Source organism: Synechococcus sp. MIT S9509 (genome assembly GCF_047303035.1).
Classification (GTDB): Bacteria; Cyanobacteriota; Cyanobacteriia; order PCC-6307; family Cyanobiaceae; genus Synechococcus_C.
In genome coordinates this window covers 2,248,649-2,263,564 of record NZ_CP138940.1, presented here as the reverse complement: position 1 = coordinate 2,263,564, position 14,916 = coordinate 2,248,649, and the positions used below count along the sequence as shown (strand labels likewise).

The window sequence follows — 14,916 nt, the reverse complement described above, 5'->3', positions numbered from 1 at the left end:
ACGGATTCGATCACATTTTTCTTACTTCAATTTTTCCAGACCCATGGCACGCGTCAAAAGAGGCAATGTCGCCCGCAAGCGTCGTAACAAGATTCTCCGCCTGGCTAAAGGCTTTCAAGGCAGCAACGGAACCCTCTTCCGCACCGCCAACCAGCGGGTGATGAAGGCCCTCTGCAATGCCTATCGCGACCGGCGCAGGCGCAAGCGCGATTTCCGCCGTCTGTGGATTGCAAGAATCAATGCAGCGGCACGCATGAACGGGGTGAGTTACAGCCGCTTGATCGGTGGCCTCAAAAAAGCCGACGTGCGTCTCAATCGCAAAATGCTGGCACAAATGGCTGTGGCAGACCCCTCCAGCTTCGCCAGTGTGGTGAATGCAACTCAGGGTTGAATAGCGTCCCTGCTCGGGATCTCATTCAGCTCTCATGAATTCCTTCCTTCCGCAGACCTACCTGCTAGGGCTGATCGGCTTGCTCGCTATTGCCGCGTTTATTGCAGGCAGGCAGCTGCTGCGCGTTCGTCGTGATGAACTAGAGCTGAGCCGTCTCGAGCAATCCGGGGCTGCATCGTCCAAGGACGCTGGTGATCTGTATGAGCTGGCCAGTGTTCAGCTGCGCAAACGTCTTTATCCCAAGGCGACAGCAACATTGCGTCAGGCTGTCAAACGCCTCGACAAGGAGCCATCTGAAGCAAGGGCATTGATCCAGAACGCTCTGGGATTTTCTCTCGCTGCTCAGAAGGATTTTTTAGGAGCTGTACGTCATTACAAGTTCGCTCTTCAAGCGAAGCCTGACTATCCGGTGGCTCTGAACAATCTCGCGTTCGCTCAGGAGCGACTGCTCAACAGAGAGGAGGCCGCGGACCTCTACCGAAAAGTGCTTGAACTTGAGCCATCGAACAAAACAGCCAAAAACCGACTCAAACGTCTTGAAAAGGCAGTAAAAAGACGAAAGTCCAGCTCATTCATCGAATCGAGAAACAACAGCTCACCAGAGAGCTCTGACGGCAGGGGCTTCTGATCCAGGGCAGCTTGGAGACAGACTGAGACTGCCACCGCGATTGGTGAGTCGTGGGGCCTGCCAGCTCGCAAGAGTCATTCCTTGCAGAGCGAGGTAATTTCCACCAGGTTCAAGGTCATTGGTGAGTTGACCGGAAAGCGGCAAGAGATCAACCTGATCAGATGAGGCATTGAGATTGCCCTGCACGGGCGTGCTGATCTCACCGATCTGCATGTTGCCTCTGAGGTCAACCATCTGTCCGATGGGCTGAACACTTGCCAGGGTGAGTTTCACATCGACGCTGTTTCCGCTTGTGAACGACATGTAACTGCCGCACCACTCTCTGGGCATCGACGTTGCGAGACTGGCAGCCCTTGCGATCGGGTCAAAACGCTGAACCGAACCTTCAAGCTGTAGTGGCTCCTCCAGGACAGAGGCATCAAGAGGTAGTGACGGTTCGAACGTCGCCGGAATCTGGATCGGCACGTTCATGTCCATAGTGATGAATATGAAAAGAACGGATGTTGTGCGCACGGTAGGTCCCGCGATCGTGGCCTGTTCAACTTCCGATCCGGTTTCCCACCAGTCCCCAGCATTTTCAATGGCGTCAACCCCGACCAGCACCGACCCACTTCTGATCGGTGGTCGGCAGTTCAACAGCAGGCTGTTCACCGGCACAGGCAAATATCCCAATCTGGAAGCGATGCAGCAAAGCCTTGTTCGCTCCGCTTGCGACATGGTGACCGTGGCCGTCAGACGCGTTCAGACTTCGGCAGCTGGGCACGCCGGCCTGATGGAAGCCATTGACTGGAAAAACATCTGGATGCTGCCCAATACAGCAGGCTGTGCCAATGCCGAAGAAGCCGTACGTGTGGCCAGGCTCGGCCGTGAGCTGGCCAAGCTGGCGGGACAGGAAGACAACACCTTTGTGAAACTTGAGGTGATTCCCGACAGCCGGCACCTTCTGCCGGATCCGTTCGGAACCCTGGAAGCAGCGGAACAACTCGTACAGGAGGGGTTCACAGTGTTGCCTTACATCAATGCCGATCCGCTGCTCGCCAAACGGCTTGAAGAAGTGGGCTGCGCAACAGTGATGCCACTGGGCTCGCCGATCGGATCCGGGCAGGGGCTGCTCAACGCTTCGAACATCGGCCTGATCATTGAAAACGCTGGTGTTCCTGTGGTGGTGGATGCCGGGATCGGGGTACCCAGCGAGGCCGCCGCCGCCCTTGAAATGGGTGCCGATGCAGTTTTGGTGAACAGTGCCATTGCCCTGGCAGGCGACCCTGCAGCGATGGCTGAAGCCATGGGTCAGGCCGTTCAAGCCGGCCGCACCGCTTACCTTTCAGGCCGACTGCCGAAACGGGATCAAGCGAGTGCCAGCTCTCCAACCCTTGGTCTGGTCAAGTAAAGAGTGGTGAAGTGACATGAAGCAAGCGACATAAAAGAGGCCGTTAAGCAATTGCACCCATAAGGTCCGACCAGTCACACAAGACCCATGCAGGTCACAACCGAAGACGGTGGACGTCTGAATGCCTTCGCCAAGGAGCCCCGCATGGAGGTGATGGCCAAGGAAACCAGCCGCAGCAGTGCCTCAAGGGTGTTGATCATCAGCGGTTCCGTGCTGGTGGTGGCACTGATGGCCCTGACCGTGGCGATCAGCTGAAAACCCTGTAGTAGCTTGCACCTCATTGGCGGCTCGCACGCTTCAGCAGGAGTTTGGGGTGAAAGTTCTCGTTCTCGGTGGTGACGGCTTCTGCGGCTGGCCCTGCGCCGTGAATCTGGCGGATCAGGGCCACGATGTGGTGATCGTGGACAACCTGAGCCGCCGCAAGATTGACATCGACCTCGAGGTTGAATCACTCACACCGATTGCCAACATCGGTGATCGCCTGAAGGCCTGGGAGGAGACCGGAGGCAAACCCATGCGCTTTGTGCACATGGACATTGCTCATGAATACGACCGACTTGTTGATCTGCTCAACCAGGAAAAGCCTGAATCGGTGGTGCACTTCGCTGAACAGCGCGCAGCTCCCTATTCGATGAAAAGCAGCGCAACCAAGCGCTACACCGTCGACAACAACGTCAACGGCACCCACAATCTGCTGGCCGCCATCGTGGAGTCCGGCAAGGACATTCATGTCGTCCACCTTGGCACCATGGGCGTCTACGGGTATGGGTCACACAGAGGCGCCACCATCCCTGAGGGTTACCTGAAGGTGGAGGTCCCTCAGCCCGATGGAAGCCGCTTCGAAGAAGAGATTCTTCACCCAGCAAGCCCTGGCAGCGTCTACCACATGACCAAGACGCTGGATCAGCTGCTGTTCCTCTACTACAACAAGAATGACAAGGTCCGGATCACAGACCTCCATCAGGGGATTGTCTGGGGCACGAATACAGAGGCGACGGATCGAGACCCACGCCTGACCAACCGTTTTGACTACGACGGTGACTACGGAACGGTGCTCAACCGCTTCCTCATGCAGGCGGCCATCGGCTATCCACTCACTGTGCACGGCACAGGAGGCCAGACCCGCGCATTCATCCATATTCGCGACTCCGTGCGCTGCGTCCAGCTGGCCCTGGAGAATCCCCCAGCACAAGGTGAAAGGGTCAAGATCTTCAACCAGATGACCGAGAGCCATCAAGTGGGAGAACTGGCCCAGAAAGTGGCAGCCCTCACCGGAGCCAAGGTGAACCACCTGCCCAACCCACGCAATGAAGCCGTTGAAAACGACCTGATCGTGGACAACCGCTGTTTCATCGAGCTCGGGCTCAACCCCACAACCCTCGATGATGGTCTGTTGAAGGAGGTGGTGGAGATCGCCACGCGTTACGCCGATCGCTGTGATCGCAACCGCATCCTTTGCACCTCTGCCTGGACCAAAACCCAGGCACAAGCCATCGGCTCCGCCTCCTGAATCAGGCCCCTCCCTTGAAAATCGCCTTCTTCACAGAAACCTTCCTTCCCAAGGTCGACGGCATCGTCACCCGCCTCACCAAAACGGTGAAGCATCTTGTGGACGCCGGTGATGAAGTGATGGTGTTCTGCCCGGAGGGCTGTCCGGAGGACTACATGGGTGCCCGGCTGATCGGAGTGCCCGCGATGCCTCTTCCGCTCTATCCGGAGCTGAAACTGGCTTTACCGCGACCGGCTGTCTCCGAAGCGATCGACACCTTCCAGCCTGACCTCATCCATGTTGTCAATCCAGCAGTGCTGGGCCTCGGGGGCATCTGGCTGGCCAAGACCAAGTCCATCCCGCTGGTTGCCAGTTATCACACCCATCTTCCCAAGTACCTCGAGCACTACGGCATGGGCATGCTCGAGCCACTGCTTTGGGAACTGCTGAAAGCCGCCCACAACCAGGCCCTTCTGAATTTATGCACCTCCACGGCCATGGTTCAGGAACTCAGTGACAAGGGCATTCAGCACACGGATCTCTGGCAGCGAGGAGTGGACACCGAGCTGTTCAGTCCTGATCTGCGCAGCAATGCCATGCGTCAGCGCCTGTTGGGCGATCAAGACGACCGAGGTGCTCTGTTGCTCTATGTGGGCCGGCTTTCAGCCGAAAAGCAGATCGAGCGCATCAAACCTGTGCTCGAAGCCCTTCCCGATGCGCGACTGGCCCTGGTCGGAGATGGCCCCCATCGTCAGCAGCTGGAAAAGCATTTCGAAGACACGGCCACCACATTCGTGGGCTACCTGGCCGGTGAAGAGCTGGCAAGCGCCTACGCCAGCGGTGATGCATTCCTCTTCCCATCCAGCACGGAAACTCTTGGACTCGTTCTGCTGGAAGCGATGGCAGCAGGTTGCCCGGTGGTTGGAGCCAACCGTGGAGGGATTCCCGACATCATCACCGATGGTGTGAATGGTTGTCTGTATGAACCCGACGGCAGTGATGGAGGAGCCGCCAGCCTGATCACAGCTACGCGTCGCCTGCTCGGAAACGACATCGAACGCCAGTCGCTGCGCAGAGCCGCCCGGGATGAGGCGGAACGCTGGGGCTGGGCAGGTGCGACTGAACAGCTGCGCGGTTATTACCGCAACGTTCTACAGCAGGAGCAATTGAGCGCTGCCGCCTGAATCATTGTTTGGCACGGGTGCGGTTCCAGACCTCCATCACCTTTTTCGCCATAGGCAGTGCATGCACTGACCCTCCTCCAGGGGTGTTCTGGGCAAAAGCAACAATCACGATCTTTCCCTCCGGATAGGGCGCATAGGTGGCGAACCAGGCGTGGTCCGGGCCGCCGGTGCTGTCTTCAGCAGTACCGGTCTTACCTCCTGCAGGTGGAATCCCAGGACCGTTTAATCCGGCGCCGGTGCCATCGGAGACCACTTTGCGCAAACCCTCGCGGATCTTGTTCAGCGTGGAAGGCTTGATCTCAACCTTTGTGCGCCGGGCAGGGTCAGTCCAGTCCAGCCCCTGGTCAGCCAGATGAGGTGTGACCAGCCAGCCACCGTTAGCGAACACTGAGTAGGCCCTGGCCAGTTGAAGGGGTGTGATCTGCACCACCGACTGACCGATCGAGGCACTGGCCATATCTTCCGGAATCCAGGGGGTCGTGCCGGGGTCGGCCCAGCCACGGCCAGCTGCGGCCCAGTCCTCATCACCCACCAGACCCACACTTTCCTCCCAGCCGATCTCGATGCCGGTCTTCTGTTGAAAACCAAGTGCATTCGCCGCTTTCTTGAGCGCAAGGGATCCAGAGCCAACTCCCACTTGATAGAAAAAGGTGTTGCTGGAAAAACGCAGAGCATCGGCATAGCCGATGCGACCAAAACCAGCGCCATTGTGGTCCGGGAAGCAGTGACCTCCGTAAGTGATGCAGGCGGTCGTGTTGAGTTGCGTTTCAGGAGGGTATTTGCCGGATTCCATACCAGCCATGGCCGTGACGGCCTTCCAGGTGCTGCCGGGGTCGTAAGCATTCATCGACCGGCTCAGCAGTGGTTTTTTCGGATTGGAAAACAGCGCGTCGTATTCCTTCTGAGTGGTGACCAGCTTGGAGAAGAAATTGGGATCAAAGGTGGGTTTGCTGGCCAGGGCAAGAATGGCGCCGTTACTGGGATCCATGGCGACGATCGCACCACCGGGCTTGTCAGCCAAGGCCTGCTCCGCAGCCTGCTGAAGATCCAGATCCAGAGTGAGCTTGAGATCCTTGCCGGCAACAGAAGGACGATCCCCAAGATGGCGCTGCACCTCACCCATGGCATTCACCTCCAGCATCTGCCCACCCCAGGCACCGCGCAGGTGGTTTTCATAGGCAGCCTCCACACCGATGCGTCCGATGCGGTCTCGAATTTTGTACCCCTTTTCAGCGAGGGTCTTGTATTCCTCCTCAGTGATGGGCTGGGTGTAGCCCAGGGCATGGGCTGCCAGGGTTCCGTGGGGGTAGAAGCGCAGGATGTCAACATCCACCTGGGCCCCTTTCAATCCCTGCGACTGCTCCCGAAAACGCAAAACCTGTTCAGGCTTGAGATCAGTGGCCAGATTGATGCGATAACCATCCCGCGCCTGTCCACTGCCACGACGCTGATCCAGCACGGCTGCATCGAGGCTGAGCAAGCGGGCCAGACGGTCGCGCAGGTCGGGCCAACTGGCATCGTCCACCAATCGAGGCTCAACGTAGAGGGAATAGGTCAACTTGCTGGAGGCCAGCACCCGACCTTTCCGGTCCAGCAGCCTTCCACGGGTCGGTGAGCGAGGGACAAGACGAATCCGATTCTCATCGGCCAGTTCGCGGTAACGGGCCCCTTCGAGCACCTGAAGCCAGACCAGGCGGGAAGCCATCGCCGCACTCACCAGCAGCACAAGAGCGAGAAGCACCAGTGGCTGCTGACGCAAACCGCTCTGCCGCTGACCGTCCCTATGCGAGAAACCCGAACCCGCCATCCCAGTCAACTCACCTTGTTCATCAGCGCATCCAGTCGCTGCAGACGTCCATCAATTCTTGCCAGGACCTCCTGCAGCTGCTGCGAGTCATCCTGATCTGAATCCAAAACATCCTGGGGGTCCGCAGGCTCATCAACCTCCACCTGCACTGACACCACGGGATTCCCAAGTCCAGGGCTGATCTGATCCAGGCGCTCGCGCACCTCCCGTGCCGCTGCTTCACCCTGGCGTCTCAGCTCAGCCAGAGGATCATCACCCCTGGCGACAGACTCCACGGCCTTGGCAGGACCGTCGTTGCGGACGCGATCGACGAACGCCAATCCCATCGGCAGAACCTCCTGCATCAGCGCCAGGCGCAACGAGTCGAATGGTTGGCTGTCGGCCATGGAGGCAGAACGGAAGATTCAACGAATCCCAGTCTGCTCCGAAGGCAGAACAAGTGCCGGACACGCTGAACGAGATGCCCCCATTGACCAGCCGATCACACCCGACAACACGACAAGCGCCACGATCGGTGCCAAAGCATGGTGGGTGGTGTCCAGGGCAATCCACTCAGACCAGCCACGCCAGAAGCGGTCGCGAGCAAACCGACGCTTCTCCCTACTTTGGAGTCGAGCCCTTCTTCGGTAAGACTTCTCCACCCAGCGTTCGAAGGAACGCTTCTTGGTGATCGACATCTTGCGCTCGACCTCAAGCAGCTGCCCCGACGTGAGCTCAGGATGAAAGGTCCCGATCAGTTCCAGGCTTTTCAGGAACATCTCCACAGCACCATCCTTGATCTCCTGTTCAACGGGATCAAGAAGTGACCACTCCAGCTCTGGATAGAAACGACCACGATTGTGCTGGATCTGATCCTCATTCAGCTGTCCTGGCTCTCGCAGCCAGCGATCCGTATTGCTGTCGAAACGGCGCCAGTAAAGAAAAGGATTGATGTAAATGGTCTTGCCAGCAAGCTGGATGCTGTCCTGCTGAAGACGTCGCTGCAGTTGTTGGTCCTGCTGATGAGCAGCGGTCACATCCTTGAAGCCGGGGGCCAAGGTTATCGGTGCCGGCAACGACCCACCAGCCCCCTGAAAGGACCCATTGACACTTCAGTATCACCCCGACTTTGAGCAGCCTAAAAAGCGTTGGCTCACAAAAAGGAACCAACGCTGAACCGGTCACGATTGATGCAGCTGAATCAGAATTGGGACAGCGCTCTCCACTGAGTGGGGAGAAGTTTGGCCACCAGTTCAAATTGACCATTTCCCATCGGCTTCACCACATAGGAGACACCCATCGGATCTGGATAAATCCCGTCAGGAGGCACCACGCCCATCGTCACTCCCTGGAAAGGATCATCGTGACCAATCAGGAATGTGTTGGTTCCGGATGCCGGCTTGGCGGAAAGGAGAGGAGACACTCTTTCTGCGTATTCCTTGTACTCCTTAGGAGTGCAGTCAACACAGGGCAGGAAATTCAGGTTTGAATTTTTGGTGTATGTTCCGAACGCAAGCTGTGCGGTGTTGTAAGCACGGCAGTAGTCACTTGAAATCACATCGCCAACGGGAATTCGCGCAGCCTTGATCCCTCGACCAATCTCAACAGCCTCTTTTTTACCGTCCGGGCTGAGGCGACGCTGGGTATTGCAATCAGCGAGATTCAGGTTCGGACTGACCTGGTCACCCCAGTCCTTGTTGGTACGAGCGTGACGAACGTAGATCACATATCCACCCCTGCGAAGATCGTTGGCCAACTGGCTTGCACCAACGCGATTAATGAAATCGGTGTTTCGCTGATCTCCAGAGATCGTTGAAGCATTAATTTCGTAATCCTCAACAGCTGCTTTTGCGGAAGGTGTATCTGTGGAGATTGCTGTTGCCAGAAGACCCCCAGCGACGAGGACTGCAGAGGCCGAAACCAGGCGAATGTTTTTGAGATAATTCATTGCAAAAAGCAATTCAATTTGAACGTATCCACAGGACCCCTGCGCAGCAAGTAAAAAAAGTTACGCATAACTGCCGCTCGACAAGCATGTATCAACAATCCATTAATCGATATCTATTTGATACATTCACGAGGCGTTCGATCCACAAATGAGCACATAGATCAAATCAAACCAGTTGAATCCGAAAGTAAATGATTCGAAGCTGATCCTTCAGGTCTTCAATCCTAATGCAACCCTGTAATTCAATCGTTCAGAGCTGGGGATTGGCAAGTTTCATGCAATCAGAGAGCAGTTCTCTACAACTGCTGCCCTATTCCCACTCGATGGTGCCAGGCGGTTTACTGGTGATGTCGAGAACCACACGGTTCACACCGTTCACTTCATTCACAATCCGATTGGAAATCGTCTCCATCAGGTCATAGGGCAGACGCGACCAGTCAGCGGTCATGCCGTCCTCACTTGAGACACAGCGCAGAACGATTGGCCAGGCATAGGTGCGCTTGTCACCCATGACCCCCACCGACCGCACAGGCAACAGAACAGCGAACGCCTGCCAGATGTCGTGATAAAGACCAGCCTCCTTCACCTCTTCACGAACAATCAGGTCCGCATCACGCAGGCAATCGAGCTTCTCCGCTGTGACTTCACCAAGGATGCGAATGGCCAGACCGGGACCAGGGAAGGGGTGACGACGCACAATCTCCTCAGGAAGGCCGAGCGAGCGACCGACCTTGCGCACTTCGTCTTTGAACAGCTTGCGCAGCGGTTCCACCAGCTTGAACTGAAGATCTTTCGGCAAGCCACCCACGTTGTGGTGGCTCTTGATCTTCACAGCCACCCGCTCACCCGTCTTGGGATCGACGTTGGTTCCTGCACTCTCGATCACATCGGGATAAAGCGTGCCCTGGGCCAGGTAATCAAAAGGACCGAGGCGACGGCTCTCCTCTTCAAACACACGGATGAATTCGGTGCCGATGATCTTGCGCTTCTGCTCAGGATCCGTGACGTCCTTGAGCTTGGTCAGGAATCGTTGCCGGGCCTTGATGTACTCAACGTGAATATTGAACTTGCGGTCAAAAAAGTCCATCAGGAATTCAGGCTCGCCTTTGCGCATGAAGCCCTGATCAATGAACATGCAGGTGAGCTGATCACCAATGGCCTTCTTGAGCAGAAAGGCCAGGGTGGAGGAATCCACGCCACCTGAGAGAGCAAGCAACACTCTCTTCTCACCCACCTGCTCGCGAATCTGCGTGACAGCTTCCTCAATGAACGTTGCTGTCGTCCAGTCAGGCTCACATCCGCAGATGTGATAGACGAAATTGCGGATCATCGCCATGCCGCAGGTGGAATGCACCACCTCGGGATGGAACTGCACCCCGTACAACTGACGCTGATGGTGAGCGACGGCCGCCTCAGGGGTGTTGGCGGTATGGGCAAGACGCACAAAGCCCTCCGGCAGAGCTTCCACCGAATCCCCATGACTCATCCACATCGTGGAGCCGTTATCCACATTGGTGAGCAGGTCCGTGGGATCGTCCACCTCCAGCGGAGCTTTGCCGTACTCGGCTTTACCGGTTGCTGCCACCACACGACCGCCCAGCTGCTGAACCATCAGCTGCATGCCGTAACAGACACCGAGGACAGGAATCCCCATCGACCAGATCTGTGGATCGCAAAGAGGAGCGCCATCGGCGTACACCGAACTTGGGCCGCCGCTGAGAATGATCCCTTTAGGCGACAGTTTGCGCAGCTCCTCAACAGAGGTGCTGTATCCCAGCACCACGGAAAACACCTCGGTCTCTCGGACCCGGCGAGCAATCAGTTCGGAGTACTGGGAGCCGAAATCAAGAATGACGATGGCCGGCTGACGCTGACCTTCAATCGGAACCTGGGACATCTCGCACGAAAGCCGTGGAACGGTAGGCCGCGGGAATCGGCCGCCAATCAATCAGCGTAGAGAAGGGCCTTGACCTGGATCAGCTGCCACAGGATGGAGTTGAACGCCACAATCCCGAAGCATCAACAGACCTTCAGGCCCCGCCCAACGCAGCTGACGCTCACGATTGAACAGAGCGGCCCCCACACGCATGCCAGTGCAGCCATAGCGCTTCAGATAAGCCTCACTCCGCCCTTCAACCGCCTCAGCCATGGCCATCCAGAGCCCCATGGCCTGCTTCAGATCATGGGCTTGCAGCCAACCCCAGGCCTGTTCCATCGAGGCGGTTTGAAGCAGGGCGCGAATGGATTCCAGACTGAGACCCTGCTGCACGGCCAGAGCAGACAACACCTCCAGGCGTGCATCTGCGAGGTGGTGGTGAGTGTGAAAGATCCCTCCCGCCAATTTGATCAGTTTTCCGTGATAACCGAGCAGCAGCAGCTGCCGCACTCCGGATTGAGCAGCAGCCACCAACAAGGGCCCGATCCAGTTTCCAGACTTCACTAGCGGCAGCTGCTCGGACAGTCCCAGCTGCTGCGCCAGATCCAAACCATTTTCACCAATCACAAGCGTCAAACGACCGGCGAAACCGCTCTGACCGGTGAGCTCACGCAACCGCTGACGAGCCAGCTGCAGCTGATCAGGGGAAGCACTGGTCTGCACCTCCGCCTGCGTGCCAATTAACGCAAGACCCTCAACCACTCCGAACGCCGAATTGCTGGTGCGCAAGGCCAACTCCCGTCCGCGGGGCAACACCACCTCAACCTCCAGGCCTCCCACAACCGGCAACAGATCGCTGAGATTGAGCTCAAGCAACTCTCGGGCGAAACCAGAAATACACAGTGCACCGTTCTGCTCCAGCCGACCGACACCCTCACCGGCGTGGATGTGCAATCCCTCCCTGGAGGAGCTAAGGCTCACAACCACCCAGATCTCCAGGCCGCGGGTGAGATCCAATCCATCACCTGGATCGCAGATGCTGATCGCCAGTGCCTTCTGACCGCCATCCAGCAGCGACGCCGCATGCAGCTCCACACGACGCAGCCCCTGTTCAGCAGGAATTCTCAGATCGACACTGGTGGGCGCTGAGGAACCACCAAGAACAAGCGCCGCAGCGCGCGCCGCAGCAGCCACCCAGACAGGCAGGGTCAACCCTGGGCCTGAATCAGCAGACGTTGAGGAGATGGGGAACCCAGCGGATCATTTTTTAGGATGAACGATTGGCACCATCGAGCCCGTGCAGGACAAGCTCACCCTGATGATCCCGGGACCCACCCCGGTGCCCGAAACAGTGCTCAAGGCCATGGGCCGCCACCCGATTGGCCATCGCAGCGGCGAATTCCAGGCCGTGGTGGAACGCACCAATGCACAGCTGCGCTGGTTGCATCAAACCAGCAGCGATGTGCTCGTCATCACAGGTAGCGGCACCGCCGCCATGGAGGCGGGCATCATCAACACACTCAGCCGCGGAGACAAGGTGCTCTGTGGTGACAACGGCAAGTTCGGCGAACGCTGGGTGAAAGTGGCGCAGGCCTACGGGCTGGATGTGGAGGTCATCAAAGCCGAGTGGGGGCAACCGCTCAATCCGGACGCATTTCGCAGCGCACTGGAGGCCGATACGGCCAAATCAATCAAGGCAGTGATCCTCACCCACTCCGAAACCTCCACCGGAGTGATCAATGACCTTGAAACCATCAGTGGACATGTGAAAACGCATGGAACGGCTCTCACCATTGCTGACTGCGTCACCAGTCTTGGAGCCGCCAATGTGCCGATGGATGACTGGAGCCTGGACGTGGTCGCCTCCGGCTCCCAGAAGGGCTACATGATGCCCCCCGGCCTGAGCTTCGTTGCCATGAGCAATCGAGCCTGGAAGGCCTACGAACGTTCCGATCTGCCGAAGTTTTATCTGGATCTGGGCCCTTACAGGAAAACGGCTGCCAAGAACAGCAATCCCTTCACTCCGGCAGTGAATCTCTATTTCGCTCTGGAGGCAGCGCTGGAGATGATGCAGACGGAAGGCTTGGAGGCAATTTTTGCGCGTCATTCCAGGCATCGCGCAGCATCCCACGCAGCCATGAAGGCAATCGGTCTGCCACTGTTTGCCGCAGAAGGATTCGGCAGTCCGGCCATCACGGCTGTGGCACCGAATGGAATTGATGCTGAACAGCTGCGCAAAACAGTGAAAGAGCGCTACGACATCCTGCTCGCCGGCGGCCAGGATCATCTCAAGGGCAAAGTCTTCCGCATAGGCCACCTGGGATTCGTCTGTGACAGAGACGTGCTGACAGCGGTTGCAGCGATCGAATCAGTTCTGCAGTCGCTCGGTCTGCACAAAGGATCAATGGGTGCTGGACTTAGCGCAGCTTCAGAAGTCCTGGGCCGGTGAGCAACCAGAATCTCAGTTGAGTAATTTCTACTATGAGATAGAATTAGAGGGCGCGGGTGTAATTCAGCGGTAGAATGTCAGCTTCCCAAGCTGAACGTCGCCGGTTCAAATCCGGTCACCCGCTTGACTTAAATATTACTTTTTCCGATGATTTTTTAGCTGCGATTGCCCCAGCTGGATGTCGATGCTCTGGGCTTGATCAATTGCACAACCTGTGGGCCAACGCTTCCAGCTCTGCGTTCATGGTTGAGAGCTTTCAGGATCAGTTGGGCTGAACCGGTCGTATTACCTTCATCTGCCTGCACACGAGCTTGATCAAACCATTGCCTGGCGCGAATGAGAAGTTGCTCTCGGTCAGGCTCCACGGATTGCAGTGGTACGGAAGATTTCAACAACGCCGTCAAAGCGGTTAATAAAGCATTGAATTGACATTAACAAACGATCACGGAAAATATCAATCCATAGAAGGGCTCAGGACTGATTAATCGAACTCTGGCGTGCCTCTGGTGAGGGTTCCATTCAGCTGACTAACAAAGTCAGGTGCCAGGCTCTTCAATGTTGCCGCCCAGGTCGTCGATCTGTGCACGCAACTGATCAGATTTCGATTGATCGCCTCTTGTGATGGCCACGGCCAAGGCAAACTCAAGCTTTTCAAGCTGATGGCCACCCTCAAAGAAACCGCTGGTGCTCGCATCCGACGAATCAGATGAGTCAGTAGCAATGGAACAACGGCTGTTTGCGGATTTGCGAGGACCAGAAGTGGTGAAGGTGGTGAATGCCATAGCCGGCTTTCTTTTCATTTTGCCACCTCTGGCCAGCCTCATGCGGCCGCGGCCTCATGATCAGACTCATTTGCCGAAGAGTGAGACAACACGGCTGCTGATTCGGAAACCACATCCGAAGCCAGTTCGCTGCTGTTAAGCAACTCCTGGCAATCGAGCAGCAGCTGGTCCACCTCATCCAGTCGCTGCCGTTCTTCAGCTGGCATGGATTCAGCCTCACTGCGCTGCTGACGCACCTGCAGCTCCAGGCTCTCCATGCGTTGCTCAAGCTTGACCAGACGCTGCGACAGGGCATTGAGCATCTGGGCAACATCCTCCGCCGTACGAGTGATGCGGAAGGACACGGACTGAGTCATCCGAAGACTGGCGAAGCTGGCCTGATGACAACACATGGGTGACCAAGTCTCAAGGGCTTGATATCGAGGCCATCCCGCTCTGGCTTCAAACTGAGTGATCTGCTGCCTGCGGGTGCCATGTCTTCGCTGATGAACCTGCTGGTGTATGCCCTGGTCGGAACAGGCATGGGACTGCTCGCACTGAAAACCGGAATTCCAGCCGCACCGCTTGCGGGCGCACTGATCGGTGCTGCTGTTGTGAGCATGAGCGGGCGCCTGGAGATTGCCGAATGGCCACCCGGCACACGCACCGCTCTTCAAATCGGAATCGGGACTGTGATCGGCACCGGTCTGACGCGAACATCTCTTGAACAGCTGCAACATCTCTGGAAGCCTGCTTTACTCATCACTCTCACGCTGGTGATGACAGGTCTGGTGGTCGGTCTCTGGGCCAGTCGTCTGCTGGGCGTCGATCCACTGATCACCCTGCTGGGAGCAGCGCCCGGTGGAATCAGCGGCATGAGCCTGGTGGGAGAGGACTACGGCGTTGGCGCAGCTGTTGCGGCACTGCACGCTGTACGACTGATCACTGTGCTTCTGGTCCTCCCGTTGGTTGTGAAACTGCTCACCCCTCTGGGACTGGGCAATACCTGATTCC

General features: G+C 57.2%; 17 protein-coding genes and 1 tRNA gene. 9 read left to right on the top strand and 9 right to left on the bottom strand.

What is annotated here, in order from left to right; all coding sequences use genetic code 11:
• Positions 1-43: 43 nt before the first annotated feature.
• Both rplT and SIB73_RS12820 read left to right on the top strand, forming a co-directional pair.
• A complete protein-coding gene (rplT, locus tag SIB73_RS12825) occupies positions 44-391 on the top strand; it encodes a 50S ribosomal protein L20 (protein ID WP_413404545.1) in 348 nt (115 codons plus the stop codon).
• A 34-nt stretch (positions 392-425) separates the two neighbouring features.
• On the top strand, positions 426-1,019 hold the full coding sequence (locus SIB73_RS12820) for a tetratricopeptide repeat protein (protein ID WP_413404547.1): 594 nt from the start codon (positions 426-428) through the stop codon (positions 1,017-1,019).
• Here the strand turns inward: SIB73_RS12820 and SIB73_RS12815 are convergent.
• Complete coding sequence (locus SIB73_RS12815; protein WP_413404549.1) at positions 987-1,490, bottom strand: hypothetical protein; 504 nt, start codon at positions 1,488-1,490, stop codon at positions 987-989. The genes SIB73_RS12820 and SIB73_RS12815 overlap by 33 nt on opposite strands.
• Before the next feature lie 109 nt (positions 1,491-1,599).
• Here SIB73_RS12815 and SIB73_RS12810 point away from each other — a divergent pair, with 109 nt between their 5' ends.
• From SIB73_RS12810 to SIB73_RS12795, 4 genes are all read left to right on the top strand, one after another.
• On the top strand, positions 1,600-2,409 hold the full coding sequence (locus SIB73_RS12810) for a thiazole synthase (protein ID WP_413404551.1): 810 nt from the start codon (positions 1,600-1,602) through the stop codon (positions 2,407-2,409).
• Positions 2,410-2,496: 87 nt separating this feature from the next.
• Positions 2,497-2,664, top strand: a complete 168-nt coding sequence (psb34, locus tag SIB73_RS12805; RefSeq protein WP_114990452.1) for a photosystem II assembly protein Psb34 — start codon at positions 2,497-2,499, stop codon at positions 2,662-2,664.
• Between the two features lie 58 nt (positions 2,665-2,722).
• Positions 2,723-3,919, top strand: coding sequence for an NAD-dependent epimerase/dehydratase family protein (locus SIB73_RS12800; RefSeq protein ID WP_413406176.1), 1,197 nt, complete (start codon positions 2,723-2,725; stop codon positions 3,917-3,919).
• Between the two features lie 14 nt (positions 3,920-3,933).
• Positions 3,934-5,082: a glycosyltransferase family 4 protein gene (locus SIB73_RS12795; protein WP_413404553.1), complete on the top strand. Its 1,149-nt coding sequence runs from the start codon at positions 3,934-3,936 to the stop codon at positions 5,080-5,082.
• A gap of 1 nt (position 5,083) precedes the next feature.
• On the opposite strand, the gene mrdA is transcribed toward SIB73_RS12795, so the two are convergent.
• The 6 genes from mrdA to cbiD all read right to left on the bottom strand — a co-directional run bounded on the left by mrdA (position 5,084) and on the right by cbiD (position 11,937).
• Positions 5,084-6,889 carry a penicillin-binding protein 2 gene (mrdA, locus tag SIB73_RS12790; protein ID WP_413404555.1) on the bottom strand — a complete coding sequence of 602 codons (1,806 nt, stop codon included), beginning with the start codon at positions 6,887-6,889 and terminating at the stop codon, positions 5,084-5,086.
• A 5-nt stretch (positions 6,890-6,894) separates the two neighbouring features.
• Entirely contained in the window at positions 6,895-7,275 is a 381-nt protein-coding gene (locus SIB73_RS12785; RefSeq protein WP_413404557.1) for a hypothetical protein, read from the bottom strand.
• A gap of 18 nt (positions 7,276-7,293) precedes the next feature.
• Positions 7,294-7,905, bottom strand: a complete 612-nt coding sequence (locus SIB73_RS12780; protein WP_413406178.1) for a hypothetical protein — start codon at positions 7,903-7,905, stop codon at positions 7,294-7,296.
• Between the two features lie 164 nt (positions 7,906-8,069).
• Positions 8,070-8,816, bottom strand: a complete 747-nt coding sequence (locus tag SIB73_RS12775; protein WP_413404559.1) for a histidine phosphatase family protein — start codon at positions 8,814-8,816, stop codon at positions 8,070-8,072.
• A gap of 310 nt (positions 8,817-9,126) precedes the next feature.
• Positions 9,127-10,713, bottom strand: a complete 1,587-nt coding sequence (guaA, locus tag SIB73_RS12770) for a glutamine-hydrolyzing GMP synthase (RefSeq protein ID WP_413404561.1) — start codon at positions 10,711-10,713, stop codon at positions 9,127-9,129.
• Between the two features lie 51 nt (positions 10,714-10,764).
• The gene (gene cbiD / locus SIB73_RS12765) at positions 10,765-11,937 is read right to left on the bottom strand and encodes a cobalt-precorrin-5B (C(1))-methyltransferase CbiD (RefSeq protein WP_413406180.1); all 1,173 of its coding nucleotides are present in this window, start codon (positions 11,935-11,937) and stop codon (positions 10,765-10,767) included.
• Between the two features lie 52 nt (positions 11,938-11,989).
• Between cbiD and SIB73_RS12760 the strand changes: the two genes are divergently transcribed.
• Both SIB73_RS12760 and SIB73_RS12755 read left to right on the top strand, forming a co-directional pair.
• Positions 11,990-13,141, top strand: coding sequence for a pyridoxal-phosphate-dependent aminotransferase family protein (locus tag SIB73_RS12760; protein ID WP_413404563.1), 1,152 nt, complete (start codon positions 11,990-11,992; stop codon positions 13,139-13,141).
• 52 nt (positions 13,142-13,193) lie between these two features.
• Positions 13,194-13,265 (top strand) — tRNA-Gly (locus tag SIB73_RS12755).
• Positions 13,266-13,677: 412 nt separating this feature from the next.
• Here the strand turns inward: SIB73_RS12755 and SIB73_RS12750 are convergent.
• The gene (locus tag SIB73_RS12750; protein WP_413404565.1) at positions 13,678-13,941 is read right to left on the bottom strand and encodes a hypothetical protein; all 264 of its coding nucleotides are present in this window, start codon (positions 13,939-13,941) and stop codon (positions 13,678-13,680) included.
• Between the two features lie 20 nt (positions 13,942-13,961).
• Entirely contained in the window at positions 13,962-14,279 is a 318-nt protein-coding gene (locus tag SIB73_RS12745; protein ID WP_413404567.1) for a chemotaxis protein, read from the bottom strand.
• A 117-nt stretch (positions 14,280-14,396) separates the two neighbouring features.
• Here SIB73_RS12745 and SIB73_RS12740 point away from each other — a divergent pair, with 117 nt between their 5' ends.
• Positions 14,397-14,912, top strand: coding sequence for an AbrB family transcriptional regulator (locus SIB73_RS12740; protein ID WP_413404569.1), 516 nt, complete (start codon positions 14,397-14,399; stop codon positions 14,910-14,912).
• The last annotated feature ends 4 nt before the right edge of the window (positions 14,913-14,916 follow it).

What these genes read in the sequence shown, in the direction of transcription:
- rplT (WP_413404545.1), top strand. Translation starts at nt 44, where the DNA reads ATGGCACGCGTCAAAAGAGGCAATGTCGCCCGCAAGCGTCGTAACAAG.
- SIB73_RS12820 (WP_413404547.1), top strand. Translation starts at nt 426, where the DNA reads ATGAATTCCTTCCTTCCGCAGACCTACCTGCTAGGGCTGATCGGCTTG.
- SIB73_RS12815 (WP_413404549.1), bottom strand. Translation starts at nt 1,490, where the DNA reads ATGAACGTGCCGATCCAGATTCCGGCGACGTTCGAACCGTCACTACCT.
- SIB73_RS12810 (WP_413404551.1), top strand. Translation starts at nt 1,600, where the DNA reads ATGGCGTCAACCCCGACCAGCACCGACCCACTTCTGATCGGTGGTCGG.
- psb34 (WP_114990452.1), top strand. Translation starts at nt 2,497, where the DNA reads ATGCAGGTCACAACCGAAGACGGTGGACGTCTGAATGCCTTCGCCAAG.
- mrdA (WP_413404555.1), bottom strand. Translation starts at nt 6,889, where the DNA reads ATGGCGGGTTCGGGTTTCTCGCATAGGGACGGTCAGCGGCAGAGCGGT.
- SIB73_RS12785 (WP_413404557.1), bottom strand. Translation starts at nt 7,275, where the DNA reads ATGGCCGACAGCCAACCATTCGACTCGTTGCGCCTGGCGCTGATGCAG.
- SIB73_RS12775 (WP_413404559.1), bottom strand. Translation starts at nt 8,816, where the DNA reads ATGAATTATCTCAAAAACATTCGCCTGGTTTCGGCCTCTGCAGTCCTC.
- guaA (WP_413404561.1), bottom strand. Translation starts at nt 10,713, where the DNA reads ATGTCCCAGGTTCCGATTGAAGGTCAGCGTCAGCCGGCCATCGTCATT.
- SIB73_RS12750 (WP_413404565.1), bottom strand. Translation starts at nt 13,941, where the DNA reads ATGAAAAGAAAGCCGGCTATGGCATTCACCACCTTCACCACTTCTGGT.
- SIB73_RS12745 (WP_413404567.1), bottom strand. Translation starts at nt 14,279, where the DNA reads ATGACTCAGTCCGTGTCCTTCCGCATCACTCGTACGGCGGAGGATGTT.
- SIB73_RS12740 (WP_413404569.1), top strand. Translation starts at nt 14,397, where the DNA reads ATGTCTTCGCTGATGAACCTGCTGGTGTATGCCCTGGTCGGAACAGGC.